The sequence below is a fragment of the Blautia sp. Sow4_E7 genome (assembly GCF_052116245.1).
In the GTDB taxonomy this organism is placed as follows: domain Bacteria; phylum Bacillota; class Clostridia; order Lachnospirales; family Lachnospiraceae; genus Blautia_A.
Genome location: NZ_JBQKLL010000086.1, coordinates 1 through 3704, shown reverse-complemented (window position 1 = coordinate 3704; position 3704 = coordinate 1). Strand labels below are relative to the sequence as shown.

6 protein-coding genes and 1 pseudogene are annotated in these 3704 nt (G+C 35.4%); all 7 read left to right on the top strand.

Translation table 11 applies throughout. From position 1 onward, the window contains the following. The first annotated feature begins 1221 nt into the window (after positions 1–1221). Entirely contained in the window at positions 1222–1509 is a 288-nt protein-coding gene (locus ACTQ50_RS19220; RefSeq protein WP_441485503.1) for a DUF7724 family protein, read from the top strand. Beyond that, positions 1499–1720 carry a DUF7723 family protein gene (locus tag ACTQ50_RS19215; protein ID WP_441485502.1) on the top strand — a complete coding sequence of 74 codons (222 nt, stop codon included), beginning with the start codon at positions 1499–1501 and terminating at the stop codon, positions 1718–1720. Before ACTQ50_RS19220 ends, ACTQ50_RS19215 begins: the two co-directional genes overlap by 11 nt. Positions 1721–1735: 15 nt before the next feature. Beyond that, positions 1736–2065: a hypothetical protein gene (locus ACTQ50_RS19210; RefSeq protein ID WP_441485501.1), complete on the top strand. Its 330-nt coding sequence runs from the start codon at positions 1736–1738 to the stop codon at positions 2063–2065. 1 nt (position 2066) lies between these two features. Further along, entirely contained in the window at positions 2067–2264 is a 198-nt protein-coding gene (locus ACTQ50_RS19205; protein ID WP_441485500.1) for a hypothetical protein, read from the top strand. 72 nt (positions 2265–2336) lie between these two features. Beyond that, the gene (locus tag ACTQ50_RS19200; RefSeq protein ID WP_441485499.1) at positions 2337–2549 is read left to right on the top strand and encodes a hypothetical protein; all 213 of its coding nucleotides are present in this window, start codon (positions 2337–2339) and stop codon (positions 2547–2549) included. Positions 2550–2698: 149 nt separating this feature from the next. After that, on the top strand, positions 2699–2878 hold the full coding sequence (locus ACTQ50_RS19195; RefSeq protein WP_441485498.1) for a hypothetical protein: 180 nt from the start codon (positions 2699–2701) through the stop codon (positions 2876–2878). A gap of 188 nt (positions 2879–3066) precedes the next feature. Beyond that, positions 3067–3570 (top strand): annotated as a pseudogene (gene tnpA, locus ACTQ50_RS19190) (IS200/IS605 family transposase). The last annotated feature ends 134 nt before the right edge of the window (positions 3571–3704 follow it).

Below are 3704 nucleotides of genomic sequence, written 5' to 3'. Positions count from 1 at the left end.
GCATTTCACAGATCCTAGCATCAGATCTGTAGTAAAATGCTGGCGTCTATCCTCTATGATTATGGCAGATTTTCGGTGGAAGTTAAATCCACCCTGTTATTAGGCGCTTACATTGATACTACCTGATATTTTATACTTTTTTCCTGTTATTCTAGCCAGATTTTCTATATAATGGTCATTTCAATGCGAAAAATCCCATGATTTTCTGAATTATCCCGAATAAAAATTATATACTTGAACTTCTAAGCGTTTCTGTTTATAATAAAAACACTGTTAATAGTCCTGTTTTCCGGTATCAAAATGGTCTCACGCATTTCCAGATGCTGAGGTTATTTTTTTGCTTGAAAATAGAAAAAAGTGACCAAATCCATTTTCAACCCAAAAACCGGCTTAAAAGTGCCCCTCTGTTTTTCCGGTTTTTCGACCTGACAGACAGATTTTTGAGTCCTAAAACGCATATTACAGCAATCTGAATTCCCTAAAAATTCATTGTTTTATTGTTGTATATGCACAATTATCGAAAGGAATAATATGAGAAATTTAGCACTTAGTGACGAAATATTACTTAGTGTTGACAAAGCAGCCCGCTATATCGGCGGGGAAGTCAACTCTATTATGAAAGACAAGGATAAAGTGACCACGAGAGTCGCATTTAGCTTCCCGGATGTCTTCGACATACTATTTCCATCTTATATTTTGTGCTGATATATTGTGCTTTTTAGTGTTATTTTGTTCGAAATTTCAGTGTTGTTTCGTGATATTTGATACCAAACGGCACGAAATGATACGCTGACCAAAGGTCGTTTTTGACCATATTTTAAAGCAACTTTTGATTAAACTTTTTATTTCAAATGTCCCCTTCATTATCGCATTATCGTACGCTAAAACAGCGGCTTTTCTGAACCCAAAATAGCCGCTTCCTGTTCCCCGCAATCCGCGTAAAATCTGAGAAATTTCAATTTTAATGTCAAAATAACAGTCTGCACTCAGGTCATGTTGAATCGGTCCAAAATCTCAAATGGCAGTCTACACTCTCATATAGAGAACTCAAAGCAGAACAGAAATGCATTTTGCTTGCCCATAAATTGTTCATATTATCTCAAACTACAAAGAAAGCACTTTCCTTCAGTACAGATTTTCCGCCTACTACTAAGAAACTGAATGACAACAGTAATGAACAATGCTATAATATGTTCATAAGAAATCGGAGGTGGCTGACGGATGAATGTAGAGAAAAAAGAAGATTGTGCCGTTTTAAAAAGTGATCATCAGTATACGATTTTTATCTTTAGAAATCAAGTGATTCGTTTTGTAACTTCTTCGAAATTAGAAAAATATACAAGTATTAAAGAATGGGATCATGGATACCTGGTCGTAACTGCAAAATATAAAAACCTTAATGAGATGGAAGAGTATATCGATCTGATACCAATCTTGCAAAATTTATATTATGATGTAGATGAATTTTTAAACCCGATCAAGGAGGTTCGCATTGACTATGCAGCTTGATATAAAAAATGTAGCAGATAAAGCAGATATGATTATTAATGGTTATGCTTTTACTCAGGAAAATAAATATATTCGTGTTCTTAATCTGAATCAGTTAAATCATGCAGCCGTGATTTATGATGATAAAATTGTCGAAACGAACATGGACGATATCGAAAATCAAATTGTATTAGATTACTATTTGAATAACAAACAATTTATGGAGGAGTAACCGTGCCAAAATATTATGAATTTAAAGTATGCGGTTATTACCTGTATTATACCCTTTGATGAGCTACCGGAAAGCTATGTGATTTTTATCACCAGAGATGACATCCTCGGATATGGACTTCCGATTTACCATATTGACAGGCAGATCAAAGAGATTAACATAGCATTCCAGGATGAAGCACATATTATATATGTAAATTCCAGGAAACAGGACGATACAGAACTTAGAAGGCTTATGCATGATCTGCATTGTAAAAGAGCAGATGAAATGCACAGTCCGGTTCTTGCAAAAAGGGTACATGAATTGAAAGAGACACAGAAAGGGGCCACCGCTTATGTGCCATGAAATGGAGAAAATTTATAGCGAAGGAATGGAAAGTGGTGAGAAACGCGGCATAGAAAAAGGTGAACTCAAAGCAAAGAGGGAAACAGCTCTTTCTATGGTCGAAGAGGGTATGGATGTTAAGCAAATTGCCCGCCTAATTAAAGTAAACGAAAAAGATGTCCAGAAATGGATTGACGAAAATTTATGTGTAATGAAATAACCGAGAAATTTTATAAATGGGCGGGTTGTATGATTGCTATACAAATATAACTTCTAATGTCAGGAGAAATTCATGAACGTAAAAGACAGTATTTCTGCAACAATGGATTCCATAGAAGGAAAAGAATCAGAAGATCAATCTGCCAAAAATATATTCTCATACAAACCAATTATGGGAAATATCTTAAAGTACACAGTAGCAGAGTACAAGGACTGCTCATTAGAGGAAATCATGGTTTCCCAAAACCAGATATCAAGATTAATACTGCCGAAGCAGACCTTATAGAAATAATCATCGTAAGACTTGGCGGAGAAAATCAAGATCAAAAAGGACTCGTTGATTTTTTATATGGATTGTTTTCTGGTAATCAGAAAAAAGTATTATCATATATTCCGGACTCTGATAAACCGATCCGACAAAAGGAGGTGGCTGATATGTTAAATATGATTTCCTATGCTGAAGAAAATGGTATAAAAAAAGGCGAAAAAAAAGGTGAAAACCGTTTGGGAACACTTATGAATATTCTTTTGAAGAACAAACGTTATTCAGATGCAGAGAAGGCCTCTGAGGATGAAGAGTATCGTGAGGAGCTTTATAAAGAATATAAAATATAAGCATATTCAGAAATGCATCGGTAGAAATTGTATGTACTGTAAAAAATAATAAAATATAAAAAGGCAGGTCTGTTTTAGGCTTGCCTTTTATAAATGGAAACTCAAAAGATTATTCAAAAATTAATATACATATAAATGAAAAGCCTAATCCCCCAGCTATGCTGGGGAGAATGGAGTAGGCGGTCCAAATGGACAATAAAAGTCTATCACATACTCGCTGGAAATGCCAGTATCATATTGTATTCATTCCTAAATATAGAAAGAAAGTATTGTATGGAAAGGTATGAGAAGATGTGAGAGAAATAATATCAACTCTATGCAAATATAAAAGTGTAGAAATAATTGCGGGAGCCGTATGTATCGATCATGTGCATTTAAGTGTAGCAATTCCACCGAAACTTAGTGTATCATACTTTATGGGATATCTCAAAGGGAAAAGCACATTGATGCTTTACGACAGACATCCAGAACTGCAAAGTAAATGGGATAAAGCCTTTTGAGCTAGAGGATATTATGTTGAAACAATCGGCAATATAACAGATATAGCAGTTCAGAAATATATAAATGAGCAAGCAGAGGAATCGAGAAGAGAAGATTCCAGTAGTACCGCTTTAAGCGGGCCAGTAAAAGTGCTTGCGATACCGCCCTTTGGGGCGAGCAGTAACAATGGCCCTTTGGAGGACCAAGGATAAACCACCAGTTGAACTGGTGGTTGCAGATTGTAGACAAAGCCCTGCTTTTGCAGGGTTTTGCTATTGTTGGAACCGCTTTTCTGATATAATAAATATCAGAAGGGCGGTGTTTTTTATGATGACGAAAAATGCAG

Bases quoted from the DNA above. Each gene is read 5' to 3' on its own strand.
- ACTQ50_RS19220 (WP_441485503.1), top strand. From the start codon at position 1,222: ATGAATGTAGAGAAAAAAGAAGATTGTGCCGTTTTAAAAAGTGATCAT.
- ACTQ50_RS19215 (WP_441485502.1), top strand. From the start codon at position 1,499: ATGCAGCTTGATATAAAAAATGTAGCAGATAAAGCAGATATGATTATT.
- ACTQ50_RS19210 (WP_441485501.1), top strand. From the start codon at position 1,736: ATGAATTTAAAGTATGCGGTTATTACCTGTATTATACCCTTTGATGAG.
- ACTQ50_RS19205 (WP_441485500.1), top strand. From the start codon at position 2,067: ATGGAGAAAATTTATAGCGAAGGAATGGAAAGTGGTGAGAAACGCGGC.
- ACTQ50_RS19200 (WP_441485499.1), top strand. From the start codon at position 2,337: ATGAACGTAAAAGACAGTATTTCTGCAACAATGGATTCCATAGAAGGA.
- ACTQ50_RS19195 (WP_441485498.1), top strand. From the start codon at position 2,699: ATGTTAAATATGATTTCCTATGCTGAAGAAAATGGTATAAAAAAAGGC.